Below are 17,057 nucleotides of genomic sequence, written 5' to 3'. Positions count from 1 at the left end.
AGGGTTATTCGAATGACAGAAAAAATTGCGGTTTTAGGTGCGGGCTCTTGGGGCAGTATCTTAGCAAACTTATTGGACGAAAACGGAAACGACGTACGGCTATGGTCAAACTCCGCGGCACAGGTTGCGGAATTAAACGACCACCATACGAATCAACACTACGTTCCGGATTTTCACTATTCAGAATCACTCACGGCGTATACTGATTTGGCAGCAGCCCTAGACGGCGTCGCTGCCATTCTGTTCGTAGTCCCAACTAAGGCCATTCGCAGCGTGGCCCAACAGGTGGCCGCGGTGTTGGAACAGACCCACCAAAAGCCAATTATTATCCACGCCAGCAAGGGGCTGGAACTGGACACCCACAAACGGTTGTCACAAGTCTTAGCCGAAGAAATTCCAGCCGATTTACGCCAGGCCATCGTGGTCTTGTCCGGGCCGAGTCACGCTGAAGAAGTCGCAAAACGGGATATTACGTTAATCACCGCGGCTAGTGAAAGTGAACAAGCGGCTAAGTTTGTTCAACAGTTATTCATGAACGACTACTTCCGGATTTACACGAATAATGACGTTATCGGGGTTGAACTGGGTGCCGCTTTGAAAAACATCATTGCGCTAGGTGCCGGTGCGTTGCACGGTTTAGGCTACGGTGATGACGCTAAGGCCGCTTTAATGACCCGGGGGCTCGCTGAAATTAGTCGCTTAGGGGTGGCCTTAGGTGCCCAACCACTGACCTTTATCGGTTTGTCCGGAGTCGGCGACTTGATCGTTACGGCGACGAGTGTCCACTCACGGAATTGGCGCGCGGGTAACGAACTAGGAGCTGGTCAAGATTTGAAGACGGTTATCGATACTATGGGTATGGTTATCGAAGGAATTCCGTCTACGAAGGCCGCTTACGAATTAGCTCAGCAACAAAATATTGAAATGCCGATTACTGAAGCCATTTATGATGTATTATATAATGGTGCCGACATTAAGCAGGTCATTCCACAATTAATGCGGCGCGAGGGGAAACCTGAGCTCCAGTAGAGTAGGTCTTTCAGGTAAATATTTCACTATTTTAGGAGGATTATCACATGTCAAAAGTTAGAAAAGCCGTTATTCCTGCGGCTGGTTTGGGAACCCGTTTCTTGCCAGCTACGAAAGCAATGCCGAAGGAAATGTTACCAATCGTCGACAAGCCAACGATTCAGTTCATCGTCGACGAAGCACGCAAATCCGGAATTGAAGATATTGTTATTGTAACTGGTAAGAGCAAGCGGAGTATTGAAGATTACTACGATTCAAATCCCGAACTCGAAGATAACTTACGTGCTAAGCACAAGGAAGAAATGTTAAAACTCGTTCAAGAAACGACTGACATCAACTTGTACTTTATCCGTCAATCACACCCACGCGGCCTCGGGGATGCCGTTTTAACAGCGAAGGCCTTCGTTGGGGACGAACCATTCGTTGTTATGCTTGGTGATGACTTGATGGAAGATAAAGTTCCGTTAACGAAGCAGTTAATGAACAGCTATGATAAGACCCACGCTTCAACGTTGGCCGTTATGAAGGTTCCTCACGAAGACGTTTCGAAGTACGGGGTAATTAATCCTGAAAGTGAAAAGGAACCCGGTTTATACAACGTGAATAACTTCGTTGAAAAGCCAAGTCCCGAAGACGCACCAAGTGATTTAGCAATCATTGGTCGGTACTTATTAACACCAGAAATTTTTGATGTGCTGGAACATCAAAAACCTGGTAAGGGCGATGAAATCCAATTAACGGACGCCATCGATACCTTGAACAAGACGCAGCGGGTGTTTGCGCACGAATTCAAGGGAACCCGGCACGACGTTGGTTACAAGTTTGGTTACTTGAAGACCACCATTGAATACGGGTTGACCCATCCCGATGTTAAGGATGATTTACGGGCCTACATCAAAGATTTAGGCGCACAGTTGGCCAAGGAAGATGGCAGTGCGGCCGCTCCAAAAACAACTAAAAAGAATACTAAGTAATACGTGCTCTGCCAATAAATGGTGGACGCAAAAAACGGTACCCGGGTTATTTTCCGGGTACCGTTTTTTGCGTTGCATGGTGGTGCTTAACGGTCCGCGTTGAGCTTAAAAAGGTGCGGTTTACCGTAATAGTAGCCCTGGCGAAGTGGAATGTTGAGTTCGTCGGCCATTTGGTCTTCCTGCTCATTTTCAACGCCTTCGAGAATTAAGCGCATGTCGTGTTCCTGCGCCACTTGCCACCAAAACGCCAACTCTTTTGGAATTTCGGCTTCCCGTTTCTCGGCCCGGAAGTTTTGCATCGCGAACTTGATTTCCTCAGCGGAATCGAGCAACGGTTGAATGTGGTCGTAAACGTTGATCCCCGTGCCAACGTCATCCAAGCTAAATTGCAGACCGTTAGCCTTGTACTTAGCAATTTGCTGTTCGATAGCCGCTAATGAATACTGGTCTTCACCGGCTTCCTCGGTGACTTCCACGACCACCTTAACGGGGAAGAGCTTCTTTTGCGCGTCGATGACGGCGCTCGCAATGCAGTCGTTTAAAAACTGCTTGCGGTTAAAATTGATTGAGACCGAACCAATTTTTAAAGCCAGTTCACTCGCCGTGGCTTTAAGCAGGTTGACCTGAACGTCGATGGGAATGTTCTCAAAGCTAGCGGGTAACGTCCAACGGTCTTGGGGCGTTTCCCGGTAGCGAATCAACATTTCATAGCCAATCAATGAATTATTGAATTTATCTAATTGGGGCTGAATAAAATAGCGGTACATAGGGCCAACTCCTTTAATTATGACTAGAAAGTGTTAATACACCCAAAGCCCATAGTATACCAAAAAACGGGGGAGGGGAATGATATGAACTTCAAACTTGGTAATCGTTAACAATGAACGGGGGACGTAATTGTGACAAAGGTATCAATAACCCGGGAAAATGTTTATAATGAGTTTATACAAATTAAAATATAGCGTGATTGGGGAAATGAATTTTGAAAATTATTATTGTAGGTTGTACGCACGCGGGGACGGCCGCGGCTGCTCAAATTCTGAAAGATCATCCTGAAGCGGACGTGACGATTTACGAACGCGATGATAATATTTCATTTTTATCCTGTGGGATTTATTTGTACTTAGGCGGCAAGGTCAACCGGTTGGAGGACATGTTTTACTCTTCCCCAGCGGATCTGCAAGCGTTAGGGGCCACCGTCAAGACGAAACACAACGTCCTAAGCATTGATGCGAAGCAGAAGAGTATGCAAGTTGTTGATATGCAAACGGGGAAAGTTTTTCACGATACGTACGACAAGCTGATCATGACGACCGGTTCTAGCGTGGCGGTTCCGCCCATTTTTGGGATTGATGAGTCGAAAGTCCTCCTGTGCAAAACCTATAGTCAGGCCCAGGAAATTTATAAGACGGCTAAAGATAACCGCCGCATCGCCATCATTGGGGCTGGGTACATTGGGACCGAACTGTCGGAAAGTTATGCTAATACGGAGCACGAAGTCACCCTGTTTCAAGCGCATGATCAAATCTTGAACCACTACATCAGTCACGATATGTCTGAGCGGGTCGTGGACGTGCTAAAAGATCATGGTGTCAACGTGCTGTTGAATCACCGGGTCAGCGCCTTTACTAGTAACGAAGACGGTGAATTGGTCATTGAAACGAACCAGGGCGACTTTACGGCCGATTTGGCGATCGTCGGGACCGGGTTTGTTCCGAATACAGAATTATTGCGCGGTCAGGTCAAGACGGACAAACACGGCGCTATTGTGATCAACGATTACGTTCAAACGTCTGATCCAGACATCTACGCGGCCGGTGATTCTTGCGTGGTCAACTTTAACCCGACTGGTCGTTCGGCCTACACCCCGTTGGCAACGAACGCGGTTCGTCAGGGTGCGATTGCCGGCGTGAACGTTTTTGGCAATCACCAGCGGTACATGGGAACCCAAGCAACGTCGGCCATGCAGTTATTTAACCACACGATGGCAACGACGGGGTTGACCCTTGAAGAGGCTAAGAATAACCATATCCCGGCCAAACGGGTAACGTTTGACGGGACTTGGCGTCCGGCTTACATGCCGACAACGGCCGCGTTGACGATTGAACTGATTTATAATCCCGAAAATCGTAAAATCTTGGGGGCTCAGTTCTGGAGTAAACACGAGATTTCGCAGTCGGCGAACGCGGTCTCAATCGCAATCCAAAACGGTAACACGATTGATGATTTGGCGTTCGTGGACATGCTCTTTTCACCGAACTTTGACGACCCGTTTAATTATTTAAATTTAGTTGCCCAACAGGCAATTGAGCAGGAACGGCAAGCCGGTAACACCAAGACCCGCATCACGGCCTTCGGGGACTGGGCCAAGCAAAATGATCAGAGTTTACAGTAATTAGGTGATAAGCATGCAACGGAAATGGTGGCTTTTATGGTTGTTGCCGGTGCTTTTTTTAGCGGGGTGCCAAAAACAGGTCCAGGTCAAAGCGCCAACCAAGGCACCACGTGATTTTATCGCGACCACGACGTACGCAACGTCGGCGGACCAGCAAAAAACGCGGCACTTAGTTAAATTTATTCGGCGGGGCTTACTGACTAAGCAGGGCTTATATACCAACTACTTAGACACTGAGAAACGGACACAGGCGAACGCAACGGGGCACGAAATGCTCAGCGAATCAGCGGGGATGTGGTTACAGTACCTCGCGACGACTCACCAGTGGGCGGCCTTTCGGAGCTTTTACGCCGCAACTAAAAAGACGTTTGACGATCACGGCCAGTTTAGTTACCGGTACGACCCGCGTACCCGCAAACGGTCCCGGGTCAACGCAACGCTGGATGATCTGCGGATCATTCGGGCCCTGTTAGCTTATGATCAAGCCCACCATACGGCTTATTACCGTAAGGAGGCCACGTTACGGTACCAAACGTTAGTTAATACCAGTATCAAAGATGGGCACTTAGTCAATTATTACGACATGCAAGCCCATAAAGCACCGACGACGGGCAACTTAGCGTACTTTGATCTACGGACGTTAAAGTACTTTGAATGCGAAACTGCCAAGGGCCGCGCGGCTTACCGTAAACAGCTGATTGCCGTTAAGGGGGGCTACTTAGGCGACGTTTTCCCCCTATACGCCGTGAGCTATCAGTGGACGACGAGTCAGTACAGCGACCACGACTTGAACACCTCCGAAGCGTTAGAAACGCTACTGCATTTAGCAGAGGTGGGGCAATTGAGGACGACTAGCCGTCGGTGGTTGGTGCAACGCCTGCAACAACATAATTTAGAAAATGGTTATACCACAACGGGGACGGTCAGTGTTCAGGGCGAATCGGCGGCTAATTACGCGTTAGCGGCGGCAATCTTTGCGACGCTCCGTGATCGGCAACATTATCACCAAGCAATGCAAAACGTTTGGCGGTTACAAGTTAACCAGGCGGATTCGGTGATTGATGGTGGTATTGGGAGTGCCAAGACCAAACAGGTTTATTCGTATGACAACTTGACGGCGTTAAACGCAGCGTTAAATTGATGGGGGCATTGATGTGATTATCTGGAAACGGCGATTACGAAGGGCCGGACAAATTTTTCAAAAATTAATGCCGCCCCCGTTGTTAGCCGTTTTAATTTGCGCGGGATTGGCAGGCTACCTGATCTTTGTGCCGCCAATTAACGGGTTAGCGGATAACGGCGATTATTACCGGGCGATGTACAGCAACGGGATCTATAAATTACTAGGTACGGACTATAACTACTTCGGTTACGTGACCCAGAAGTTTGGGTTGATGAAATATTTTAACGAGTACCACTCCGTCAACTTTTCGTCACAACCCCTTTTCGTCAAATTAGCCATTGGATTAAACAAGTTATTTTACAGTCGTTCGGTTTTTGATATTCGGTTTATGGGTGTCGTTAACTACGGGTTGTACTTAGGCGGTATCTACATGTTGACCGACGCGTTAACGTACCCGGCTAAACGGTTCCGGAACTACGTGATTGCCGGATTAGTCGTTTTGGTATTTGGGGACGCGTCGTTTACCTTATATTTCAACTCATTCTTTGCGGAGCCCCAAATGTTGGGCCTGACGTTATATTCGTTTTCGTCAATTCTTTTATTGGCACGGCAACGCTACCAACGACGCTGGCCGTTGATCTTAATATACTTAGTGAGCACGCTGTTGTTAATTGCCAATAAATCCCAAAACGCCCCGCTGGCCCTCAGTTTTGTGGTGGTCACGCTGGGGCTACTATTTCTCCCTAACTTTAAAGCGCAGCGGCCGTACTTGTTCGTTGGCATGGCGGTAGTTTTAATCACGGGGGGCCTGACCTATAAGCTGATTGGTAAGGAATTCGTGGACATCAACTCTTACCAAACCTTTTCGCACGGGGTGTTAACTCAGACTGACGATCCCAGTAAAGCGCTGGCTGAGGGCGGCGTTGATGAGCAGTACGCCTTAATGCAAAATCAAGACTATTACGCCAAACAGTTCGCCACGATTCAGGCTTCGGGGCCCTACGTCAAAAAGAATTTGCTTACTAAGTTAGGGTTCGCGTGGGTCGTTAAGTACTACGCGACACACTTAAAACAGTTCGGACGCTTATTAGATCTAGCGGCAGCCGACGTCATGATCACCCAGGTTAAAGCGGTGGGCGATTACACCAAGGCCTCCGGCGCACCGCCGGGTAAGCAGGTCACGTTTTTCACGCTTTATAGTCAAGTGGCGGGGGCCTTTTTCCCGCAAAAGTTTGCGTTTAACTGCTTATTGGCGATGGCCCTGTTGATGACCTACGCCGTGGGCTTTTACAACGATTTAAAGAATCACGAGTTTGAAGGGATCCTCCGCTTCTTTTTAGTTGCGGGTTACTTAACTATTTTTATTTTTGTACCGGTTATTTCAATCATTGGTGACGGTGACGCGGACCTTGCTAAACACCTATTCATGGTACCGGTCAGCATTGATTTGATTTTTTTACTGTTTATTTCGGACGTCTTGAACCACCGGTTATGGCACGCGTACCGTCAAGGAGCTGATGCGTCATGAAAAATCATCGCGCTTTATTCAGATGGCTATTTGTGGGATTAGTCTTGTTGATGGGACTGGCCGTACCGGGGCGAGTTCAAGCAGCGCAACCAGTTGAGCGGGTGCTTCTAGTTTACGATTCCCAAAACGTTGCTAATAACGACCAAACTAAGGTTGCGGCGGTACAACGGATCCTAACGGGGTTACACGTGCAGGTTAAAACCGAAGCAGCTGAGAATTACCGTTCGGGACAGCTGGCCAAGTATCAGGGCGTGGTCACGCTGATCAATTGGCCCCAAACGGCTTTAAATAACCGGGCTTTTAGTCGTGACCGGGCGCGCTTTAAGGGCATTAAACTCCACATTGGTCCCAATTTAACTAAGCAGGAGGCCCAAAGTATGGGGGTCACGCCGGTGAAACTGTACCATCAGCAGTTGACGCTGCGCAACAAGCAACGTACGGTTCACCAGTTATTACCCTTTAGTGAAACGATGACGGCCCTGACTAAGTTACCTACTAAGGCTCGTACGGTGGGCTATTTACAACCACAGACCGCGCAAAAACGGGCGTACCCGTACGGCACCGTTGTTGGTCGTCAGGGGTACTTACCCTACTTCTCCACTGGGGGATACAGTTTAACGCTGGCAATGCAGACGATGGCCACCCTTTTTGGTCACACCAAAACTTACGACCCGCTACTGACGATCACGAAGGTCACGCCGTATTCGAATTTAGTGTTATTAAACAAGCTAAGTTTGACACTTTATCGGCGGGGGATTCCGTTCGCCGTTAGTACGACGACGGTGGGAACCAACGCTAATTTTAAGGCGTATCAACGCTTTGCCAAGGTCCTGAGGCTAATTGAAAATCGGGGCGGCGTTATTTTTCTTAAGACGCCAGTTGTCGGTGGTGTTACGGCAAGTAGTGGCCATACCCTGGATGATTTAATGAATAATTATTTGATTCAATTTGCTCAAAACCAAGTGTATCCGGTGGGAATTAGCACCCCGGCTTTTTGGAACCAGGACCGCGTTTACCGAAACTACGCGTTAAAAAAGGCTAATCAAATTTTATGGTTACCCAATCCCGCAACCCTGACTTACGCCAAGCAGGATAACGAAGCGACCGTTTTTAAAAATAGTATTTACGGCGTTGCGGCGAGCTCGTTTGGCACCGTTAGTTCGGGAACTGACCTTTCGAAAATGGGCCGCCGGTTCGCTATTCCAACCGCCCTAACGTTCACGATGCCCAATAGTGAAACGAGCTTAAAAGACTTTGAGCACCGGGTGAACCGCATGCATTATCAGTGGTTAAATCCCGCCACTCAAATGAAGTCAACCAACATTGTTAGTGGAACGGCAACGATTGGCTACCAGTACGGAACGTATTTTTTGAACGGTGCGCGGACGCAGGTTCCGGATCAGCCGGTACAAGAAAAGACCTTGGCGGCGGTTAAACCTGAGGAGAGTTGGATGAACCGCTTCTTTAAAGTTCAGGGGAACGTCCTACTGATCTTTTTCTTGGGGACGTTTGCCGTGTTTGGATTATTTATTTTTGTAGGTCGTAAAGTTTATTTGAATATGTTTAAACGTAAGGGATGAGGGGGAAACCCGATTATGACAGTGTTAGATTATTTTTTGTTTTTGGCGGTCCTTTCAATTTGGGGCATTTTGGTCGTAAACATCGTGCTAACGATTGCGGGCTACGTCAACTATTTACAAAAAGTGAAGCGTCCCAAACCACAATTACCGGCCAAAGTCCCGTTTGTTTCAATCATGGTGCCCGCGCATAACGAGGGCGTGGTGATCGTTAAAACGTTACAGTCGTTATTAAATTTTGATTATCCGCACGATCGTTATGAAATTATTGTAATCAACGATAATTCGGATGATAATTCCGCGGAATTATTAGCGGAGGTTCAACAACTTTACCCACACCGGAACCTGGAAGTTATCAATACCGATAAGGTGACGGGTGGCAAGGGAAAATCTAACGCGTTAAACATTGGTTTAAAGCGGGCGCGGGGTTCATTGATCTCAATTTACGACGCGGATAACACCCCCCAGCGGAGTGCCCTGCGTTACCTGGTTGCCGAACTACTGAGTGATAAGCAGCTGGCGGCGGTGATTGGTAAGTTTCGTACCCGGAATAAAAACGCGACCCTGCTGACGCGCTTTATTAACATCGAAACGTTGTCTTTTCAGTGGATGGCGCAGGCTGGTCGGGAAAAGTTGTTTAAATTGTGTACGATTCCGGGGACTAATTACGTCATTCGCAGAGACATTTTGGAACAGATCGGCGGCTGGGACGTTAAGGCGTTGGCGGAGGATACGGAGATTAGTTTTCGGGTCTACCGCATGGGGTACCGGATTCGCTTTCAACCGCTAGCGGTGACTTGGGAACAGGAACCCCAAACGCTGGACGTATGGTTCCACCAGCGGACCCGCTGGGTTAAAGGCAATATTTACGTCATCCTAAAAAACGCCCGCCTGTTGTTTACTAAATCAGGCCGGCCGATTCGTTTTGATTTATTGTATTTTCTGTCCATTTATTTTTTGTTAATGACGTCGTTGATCTTATCCGACACCATGTTTGTTTTGTCGGTTGCGGGAATTGCCCACTCCGACCTAGTTGGATTTAGTAATACTTTATGGGTGATGGCCATCCTGGCCTTCGTGATCAGCACGTTTGTGACCATTACAACGGAGAAGGGCGAGATGACATTTGCAAATCTAATGATCATTATCTTTATGTATTTAGTTTATAGTCAAATGTGGCTTGCAGTGGCGACGCATGGAATGGTGGGGTATATTCGTGAGCAGGTTTTTCATCAACAAGCAAAATGGTACAAAACGAAACGGTATCAGTAAGTGGCTACTCGGCCTAACACTGGGGAGTTTATTAATGTTGGGCGCTGGCTTCGTTAATCAGCCAACCGTTGTTCAGGCCAAAAAAGTAAAAACAACGCGGACGACAAAGCAAAAGTCTAAGCGGGCCGTCCAAAACTTAAAAACGTACACGCAACCGTTTCAGAACACGACCACAACTTTGTCGGGAAATTCGGTCGAAGCTAACATGTACTTTATCAAGATGGACTATTGGCGGGTCAAAAAGGTCACCATTAATTTTAACTTTCAAATTTCACAATTAGCCAACCGGGCGACCTCGGACATCACGTTATCGCTGAACGGGACGAAGTTCTATTCGTTTCGGCCTGAATCTAAAACCGGGCTACAAACGAAGGCCGTTAAAGTTCCCTTACGGTTGTTGCAGGGGGAAAACCAGTTAACCGTTAGTGGGCAAATCTTAAACCGTAAAAATAAAACGAGTTATCAGTTGGCCCAAACGCCCGCCAATTGGCTGACCATTTACAGTGGCGCTAATGCCAACTTTGAGTACCAGTTACAACCACCGACAACGGCCATTAAATCGTTTTACGCGCACTTTTCGGGAACGGACACGATTGCTTACCAGAATTCAATCATCACGTTACCGCAAGCCGCGGCTAACGATGAGCTAACAGCGGGCATGTACGCGTTAGCGGGTGAGTCCCGGACGATTACGACGGAAAGTTCCCAAATCCCGGTAACGACGTTTAACCAAGCGGTGACTAAATCAGCCGCGTACCAAGTCGTACTGGGACGTTACGCGCACTTGCCCGCCCAGTTTAAGCGGCAGGTAAACCGGTCGAAATTACATAACCGGGCGGTGCTCAAAACGTACCGTAAGGGCCAAAAACACTACTTGATCGTGACCGCGTTGTCAGGAAAGTTACTGCAAAAAGCGAGTCGCTTTCTTGCAAACCAAGAATTAATGCAGGAAACGACGGCGGCTACGAAGTACGTCACGGCTCAAACCCGGACGTTCACGTCGGAGTTACAGTACGACGGCAGTACCCAGTTAACGACTAAGGATGATTATTTAACCGGTGCCAAACATCAATCTAGCACGTATTTTGTTAGCTTACCGGTAGACCGGACTAATGCGGACGGTTCCCAAATTCGGATCCATTTTCGGTACGCTAAAAATTTGAATTTTAAGCGGTCGCTGGTAACGGTCGCCGTCAACGGGACCCCCTTAGGCAGCAAGCGCCTCCAAGCAGCAAATGCGGACGGTGATAGTCTGACCGTTAGTTTACCGAAGGGCAAGGCACTCGGGCACAGTTTCACGATTCGGGTCGCCTTTGACCTGGAAACGTTTGATCAGAGTAGTTCGGACAACGCGCAGACCCCGTGGGCGGTCGTTGAATCAACTTCAAAAGCTTACATCAAGTCTAAGCCGGTGGCGGACCTGCTATTTACGAATTATCCCAATTTGTTTTTAAAGAACGCGACGTTTAACCAAATTGCGGTGGTCCGGCCACGCACGTTGACTAACGATGATTTTAAGACGTTAACGAATATTTTTAACCTGGTGGGGAGTTATGCTCAGAGCAATACGGGCCAGATTAAATTTTATACACAAAAGCCGGGCGCAAACGTTCTTAAAAATAGTAACGTGATCGTCTTCGGGACGCCCGCGCAGAACGCCTTTATTCGCCAGCTTAACCCCAAGTTGTATTTTAAATACGATCAAGCGTTTCGGGGATTTGTTTCAAACGAAAAGCTGAGCATTGAAAAGCAGTACGGCCAAAATATTGGTACGGCACAGTTACTGCGGTCACCCTATAATGAACGTTCAGGGTTACTGGTCGTGACGGCTGCTAAAAGTAGTGACGTGTACCGGGCGTCCACCCAAATTAATTTTCAGCGCAATATTGCGCAGTATAAGGGCGACGCCATCGTTGTGGACCATGATAACAATCATTACGATTACCGGTTTAAAAAACATAAGACGGTGGATGACGGGGTCAGTGTTAAAACGGCCGTTCAACGTAATTCTAAGTTAGTCATCTATTTAGGCATCGCCGTTTTAGTTATCATTATTATTGCACTAGCCGGCTTTTTGATTTTACGAAAGAGTGGTTTAACGGAACAAGGGGGGAAGAAGCATCGTGAATGATGATCAGCGCACCTCGATTTTTGCGGACGTTTATTTACTTCTTTTTCTGGGATTATTTAGTGTGACCGCCGTCTTAATGGCGTTGACACCTAACTTAACGTTAAACACGATCTATTTAGGTGTAACCATTATTTTAATTTTGATGACGTATTTTTTTGGCGCGGTGGCGGGCTTAACGGCTAACTTGGCCTTTACGTTTATTCAAGCGGTTGTGATGATCTACATCAATACCACCCACCACGCAAACATCCCAATGATCATGGTGTTTTGGCTCATCATGCCACTACTCCTTTCGGCCACGTTTTACGGAATGACCCGCCGCCAAACCGCGTTACAGTCGTCAAACGCCAAGTTGCGTGCAGATATTATGAAACGGGGCGCCTTCGACGAACAAACCAGTTTACGGACGACCGTGGCTTACATTCAGGACGCCCGGGTGTTTATTGAAACTAACCGGCGTTTCCAATTACCGGTGACGACCGTCATTATTCGAATCCGTTACTATAATGAAATTCGGCGGATGATGAGCGAGCAACAGTACCGGGATTTACTGCGGTTAACGTCGGATACCATTACCGCGGCGACCCGGGATAATGACATTACGTATTCGCTCAATCAGGAAAATCCGACCTGGGCGATCCTATTGTTTTCCGATACCCCGGGTGCGCAAATTGCCGCCGACCGCATTAAAACGAGTTTTGATAAAAACTTAAAACAGTCTGTCAGTTTGAATTCTTTAGAAATTTTGTTAGTGGTCGGGATTGCTGGCTGGGATCCTGATAAAATGAAGAGTCCTTATGATTTTATGAATAAGGGCATCAAGGAAACGGAATACGACGTAGCCCGCTAAACTAACTTTTCGGGTGTGTACAAACAACATAGTCGACAAATGTAATTTTTGGGGGTATATTAAGCCACATAGTATTTTAAGTGGAAGGGGTCTTTAAAAATGGCAAAAAGTTACGACGTGATTATTATTGGTGCGGGGCCGGCCGGGATGACCGCCGCCCTCTACGCTTCACGGGCCAATTTATCCGTACTGCTGTTAGATCGTGGGATCTATGGCGGCCAAATGAATAATACCGCCGCAATTGAAAATTATCCGGGCTTCAAATCAGTTTTGGGGCCGGACCTTGCTAAGGACATGTACGACTCGGCGACCCAGTTTGGGGCCGAGTACGCGTATGGGAGTGTTGAATCGGTTGAAGACCAGGGCGCTGTCAAGGTCGTTAAGACTGATAGCGATACTTTTGAAACTAAGGCAATTGTCATTGGGACCGGTTCTGAATACCGTAAACTCGGGGTGCCCGGCGAAGACACGTACGGTGGTCGCGGAGTTTCGTACTGCGCGGTCTGCGACGGGGCGTTCTTTAAGAACAAGCACGTGGTCGTGATCGGTGGTGGTGACTCTGCCATTGAAGAGGGAAGTTATTTAACACAGCTTGCTTCAAAAGTAACGGTGATTCACCGGCGGGACCAACTACGGGCCCAACAGATTTTACAAGACCGGGCGTTTGCTAACCCGAAAATGGAATTTGTTTGGAACAGCAACGTCACTGAAATTGTTGGTGACGACAAGAAGGTCACTGCGGTTAAGGTAAACAATAATAAGACCGGCGAAGACAGTGAAATTGCCGTTGACGGGGTCTTCATTTACGTGGGAATCAACCCAATCACCAAACCGTTTGGTAACCTCGGCATTACTGACGAAAACGGCTGGATCATCACGAACGATCACATGGAAACCAAGGTTCCCGGGATCTTCGCGGTGGGTGACGTTCGTAAGAAGGACTTGCGTCAAGTGGCAACCGCCGTTGGTGAAGGTGGGACGGCTGGTCAGGGCGTCTACAACTACATCACCGCGTTAGGCGATCAAGTTAAAAACTAAATTAAACTATAAAAAAGCGTTCAGAATTTTCACATTCTGAACGCTTTTTTACGAACTAACGCTGGTATGGGAATAACATCAACTGGCGGTTCGTGTAGGTCGCCAAGTAAATATCGCTGACCTGGTAGTGTTGGGCAGCTAACTGGTCGTCCAACCACTGGCGGTCGTGTTCGCTCGTTTCGAGGGCGTCTAAGTTGACTTGGCCGTCGACGATGAGTGGGTACTTAATGGTGTCATCGCCCACCTGGGTGATCGTTAGTTGGCCGTTTTGTTCCAGAAAAGCCCGCTTAACGTAGCGAATATCGGTAATGCCTTCCGTCCGTAACCGAAATGCGAGGTCGTTAGCACTCATGCCGTTGCGCAGGGCGGTGGTGACCATCAATTCACCATTCTTGATCAATAGCTGTGGTTTACCGTCAATCAAGCTTTTAACGTAACGGTTATGGTGGGTCAAGAACCGTAACACGAGTACGAGGATCGTCCAGATCAGGAGAACTAAAATGTATTGCAAAACGGTGACGCTCGTACTGTAAATCATGCCACCAACGATCGCCCCAAGCACGTAGTTTTGAACCTGGTCGAGGGCGCTGATCGGTGCAAGGTTACTTTTACCGGATAAGTTAATTTGTAAAATAATGGTTAATAAACCTAAAGCAAGTTTAATGGTAACGTCCCAGTAAGAAAACATTATTGGCCTTCTTTCACGTAATTAAGGGGTTGTTGAATTGGGGTAGCTGGCGTTAACGTGTAACTGTTGCCGTCGGTGTTGACGGTCACGTTATAAATTTGCCGCTGGACCTTGATCAACATCCCGCTGCTGACGGTACTAGTATTGGACCAGACGGCCGTTTTAGCGACCCCCTTTTCCTTAGCGACCCGTTGCATGATTTGGGTCACCTGTGATTTTTGGGTGAAACTGGATTGCAGGGTCTGCCACTCGTTAAACTGAACACCAATTAATAATAAAAGTACGAGTACCATGATGATAAACAAATCGCGGTACTTTAAATCGGTTTTGTGGCGGTACCAGAGCCAGCTTAAGAACGCAATGATGACAATAATGATACTGATTACTGCCAACTGAATTAGGATATGATTGCTATTTTGGTGGGTTAAATACCCGTATGAGTAAAAAGTCATAGTAGCCTCCTTATAAACATAATTATACCAAGTTAAGATGGTGACCGAACGAATTGAACCTTATAAAAGTGGGGATAGTAACGTTATCTTCAGCAGATTTTTATTAAGAAAAGCCCGTCTAGGCAATATTCTTAGTAAATTTTACTTTGTTAGGGGGTGCAATGTTGTATACTGGTGTTTGTAAGCACTAACAATTATTAGAATTGGGGATGGTCTCTTTGAGTTGGCAAGATACTTATAACACCTGGAAAAACCAAGCGACACTCGAATCAAGTTTAAAACAAGAATTGACGGCCATGGCCGGCGATGACGCGACCTTGGAAGATGCTTTTTATCAACCAATGGAATTCGGTACGGCCGGGATGCGCGGGGTTCTGGGCCCCGGTATTAACCGGATGAATATTTACACGGTTCGGCAAGCAACGGAAGGGTTGGCACGGTTTATGGATACCCTGCCCGCCGATGCCAAGGAACGCGGCGTGGCGATTAGTTTTGATTCCCGGCACCATTCGAAGGATTTTGCCCACGAATCGGCCCGGGTCTTAGGGTTGCACGGTATCAAGTCGTTCGTTTTTGAAAGTCTCCGGCCAACCCCAGAATTATCCTTTACGGTGCGCCACTTGCACACCTACGCCGGTATCATGATTACCGCTAGTCATAACCCGAAGCAGTATAACGGTTATAAGATCTACGGTGAAGATGGCGGTCAAATGCCACCAAAGGAATCAGATTTAATCACGTCGTACATCCGTAAAGCGGCCGACTTGTTTGCCATTGGCGTTGCGGATGAAGACCAGTTATTGGCGGATCACACCGAAACCATTATTGGTGATGACGTGGATCAAGCCTACTTAGCTAAGGTCAAAGAAGTAACGATCAATCAAAAATTAGTCGATGAAGTTGGTAAGGACATGAAACTGGTCTTCACGCCGTTACACGGGACCGGTCGGATGTTAGGCGAAAAGGCCTTAAAGAACGCCGGTTTTAAGAACTTCAGCGTAGTTAAAGAACAGGCCGTTGCCGATCCTGAATTTTCAACGGTGAAGTTCCCGAACCCTGAATTCCCTGAAGCTTTTAAAATGGCGATCGACTTAGGGAAAAAGGAAGACGCCGACGTCTTGATCGCGGTTGATCCCGACGCCGACCGGTTAGGAACGGCGGTCCGCCAACCGAATGGTGAATACGTTCTGTTAACGGGGAACCAAATTGCGGCCGTCTTATTACACTACATTTTACAAGCCAATAAGGACGCCGGGACCTTACCAGCAAACGCGGCGGCGGTTAAATCAATCGTTTCGTCCGAGTTTGCAACGAAGATTGCGGAATCTTACGGAGTGACGATGGTCAACGTCTTGACCGGGTTCAAGTACATTGCGGAACAAATCGAACACTTCGAAGCTACCGGTGAACACACCTACATGTTTGGTTTTGAAGAAAGTTACGGTTACCTGATCAAGCCGTTCGTGCATGATAAGGATGCCATTCAAACCACGGTACTGTTAGCCGAAGTTGCGGCTTACTACAAACAAAAAGGAAAGAACCTCTACGACGGGTTACAAGAACTCTTCGCTGAATACGGTTATTTCCGTGAAAAGACGACTTCCGAAGAATTTGACGGTGTCGGTGGTAGTGAAAAGATTGCGGACTTGATGACGAAGTTCCGTGAAGAAGCGCCGAGTGACTTTGCTGGTTACGCCGTTGCGTCAACCGAAGACTTCCAGAGTCAAACGGAAACCTTTGCGGACGGTCACACCGCCCCAATCGCGTTGCCAGAAGCCAACGTGTTGAAGTACAAGCTGACCGATGGTACCTGGATTGCGATTCGACCATCCGGGACCGAACCTAAGATCAAGTTCTACATTGGGACGCTCGGTCAAACCTTGGATGAAGCTAACGATAAATTAGCGAAGTTTGAAGCGGCCATCCAAGCCTTCATTAAAGAATAGGGGTCATTGAACTCCCAACTAAAAAGTGGTGCTGCCGGGATAATCATCTCGGCA

14 protein-coding genes are annotated in these 17,057 nt (G+C 47.7%); 11 read left to right on the top strand and 3 right to left on the bottom strand.

What is annotated here, in order from left to right:
• The first annotated feature begins 12 nt into the window (after window positions 1-12).
• On the top strand, window positions 13-1,029 hold the full coding sequence (locus tag D1831_RS00140; RefSeq protein WP_125070486.1) for an NAD(P)H-dependent glycerol-3-phosphate dehydrogenase: 1,017 nt from the start codon (window positions 13-15) through the stop codon (window positions 1,027-1,029).
• 47 nt (window positions 1,030-1,076) lie between these two features.
• Window positions 1,077-2,003 (top strand): UTP--glucose-1-phosphate uridylyltransferase GalU, encoded by a 927-nt coding sequence (gene galU / locus D1831_RS00135; protein ID WP_125070484.1) that lies wholly within the window; start codon window positions 1,077-1,079, stop codon window positions 2,001-2,003.
• Between the two features lie 86 nt (window positions 2,004-2,089).
• Here the strand turns inward: galU and D1831_RS00130 are convergent, their stop codons facing one another.
• Window positions 2,090-2,770, bottom strand: a complete 681-nt coding sequence (locus D1831_RS00130; RefSeq protein ID WP_125070482.1) for an EAL domain-containing protein — start codon at window positions 2,768-2,770, stop codon at window positions 2,090-2,092.
• A 215-nt stretch (window positions 2,771-2,985) separates the two neighbouring features.
• Between D1831_RS00130 and D1831_RS00125 the strand changes: the two genes are divergently transcribed.
• From D1831_RS00125 to trxB, 8 genes are all read left to right on the top strand, one after another.
• The gene (locus D1831_RS00125; RefSeq protein WP_125070480.1) at window positions 2,986-4,398 is read left to right on the top strand and encodes an FAD-dependent oxidoreductase; all 1,413 of its coding nucleotides are present in this window, start codon (window positions 2,986-2,988) and stop codon (window positions 4,396-4,398) included.
• Window positions 4,399-4,411: 13 nt separating this feature from the next.
• Complete coding sequence (locus tag D1831_RS00120; RefSeq protein WP_125070478.1) at window positions 4,412-5,539, top strand: glycosyl hydrolase family 8; 1,128 nt, start codon at window positions 4,412-4,414, stop codon at window positions 5,537-5,539.
• Between the two features lie 67 nt (window positions 5,540-5,606).
• Window positions 5,607-7,049 carry a glycan biosynthesis hexose transferase WsfD gene (wsfD, locus tag D1831_RS00115; RefSeq protein ID WP_404819873.1) on the top strand — a complete coding sequence of 481 codons (1,443 nt, stop codon included), beginning with the start codon at window positions 5,607-5,609 and terminating at the stop codon, window positions 7,047-7,049.
• Window positions 7,046-8,629 carry a hypothetical protein gene (locus D1831_RS00110; protein ID WP_125070474.1) on the top strand — a complete coding sequence of 528 codons (1,584 nt, stop codon included), beginning with the start codon at window positions 7,046-7,048 and terminating at the stop codon, window positions 8,627-8,629. Before wsfD ends, D1831_RS00110 begins: the two co-directional genes overlap by 4 nt.
• A gap of 15 nt (window positions 8,630-8,644) precedes the next feature.
• Window positions 8,645-9,898 carry a glycosyltransferase family 2 protein gene (locus D1831_RS00105; protein ID WP_125070472.1) on the top strand — a complete coding sequence of 418 codons (1,254 nt, stop codon included), beginning with the start codon at window positions 8,645-8,647 and terminating at the stop codon, window positions 9,896-9,898.
• On the top strand, window positions 9,822-12,029 hold the full coding sequence (locus tag D1831_RS00100) for a cellulose biosynthesis cyclic di-GMP-binding regulatory protein BcsB (RefSeq protein WP_125070470.1): 2,208 nt from the start codon (window positions 9,822-9,824) through the stop codon (window positions 12,027-12,029). Before D1831_RS00105 ends, D1831_RS00100 begins: the two co-directional genes overlap by 77 nt.
• A complete protein-coding gene (locus D1831_RS00095) occupies window positions 12,022-12,879 on the top strand; it encodes a GGDEF domain-containing protein (RefSeq protein WP_125070469.1) in 858 nt (285 codons plus the stop codon). The genes D1831_RS00100 and D1831_RS00095 overlap by 8 nt, the downstream gene beginning before the upstream one ends.
• Window positions 12,880-12,978: 99 nt before the next feature.
• A complete protein-coding gene (trxB, locus tag D1831_RS00090; protein ID WP_125070467.1) occupies window positions 12,979-13,917 on the top strand; it encodes a thioredoxin-disulfide reductase in 939 nt (312 codons plus the stop codon).
• A 55-nt stretch (window positions 13,918-13,972) separates the two neighbouring features.
• On the opposite strand, the gene D1831_RS00085 is transcribed toward trxB, so the two are convergent.
• The gene (locus tag D1831_RS00085; protein ID WP_125070465.1) at window positions 13,973-14,605 is read right to left on the bottom strand and encodes a DUF421 domain-containing protein; all 633 of its coding nucleotides are present in this window, start codon (window positions 14,603-14,605) and stop codon (window positions 13,973-13,975) included.
• Complete coding sequence (locus D1831_RS00080; protein ID WP_125070462.1) at window positions 14,605-15,057, bottom strand: DUF3290 domain-containing protein; 453 nt, start codon at window positions 15,055-15,057, stop codon at window positions 14,605-14,607. Before D1831_RS00080 ends, D1831_RS00085 begins: the two co-directional genes overlap by 1 nt.
• A gap of 218 nt (window positions 15,058-15,275) precedes the next feature.
• Here D1831_RS00080 and D1831_RS00075 point away from each other — a divergent pair, with 218 nt between their 5' ends.
• On the top strand, window positions 15,276-17,003 hold the full coding sequence (locus D1831_RS00075; protein ID WP_125070460.1) for a phospho-sugar mutase: 1,728 nt from the start codon (window positions 15,276-15,278) through the stop codon (window positions 17,001-17,003).
• Window positions 17,004-17,057: the final 54 nt, after the last annotated feature.

It is taken from the genome of Lactiplantibacillus garii (genome assembly GCF_003885105.1).
Lineage (GTDB): Bacteria > Bacillota > Bacilli > Lactobacillales > Lactobacillaceae > Lactiplantibacillus > Lactiplantibacillus garii.
The sequence above is the reverse complement of the archived record's forward strand: the minus strand, read 5'-3'. Positions and strand labels throughout refer to the sequence as shown.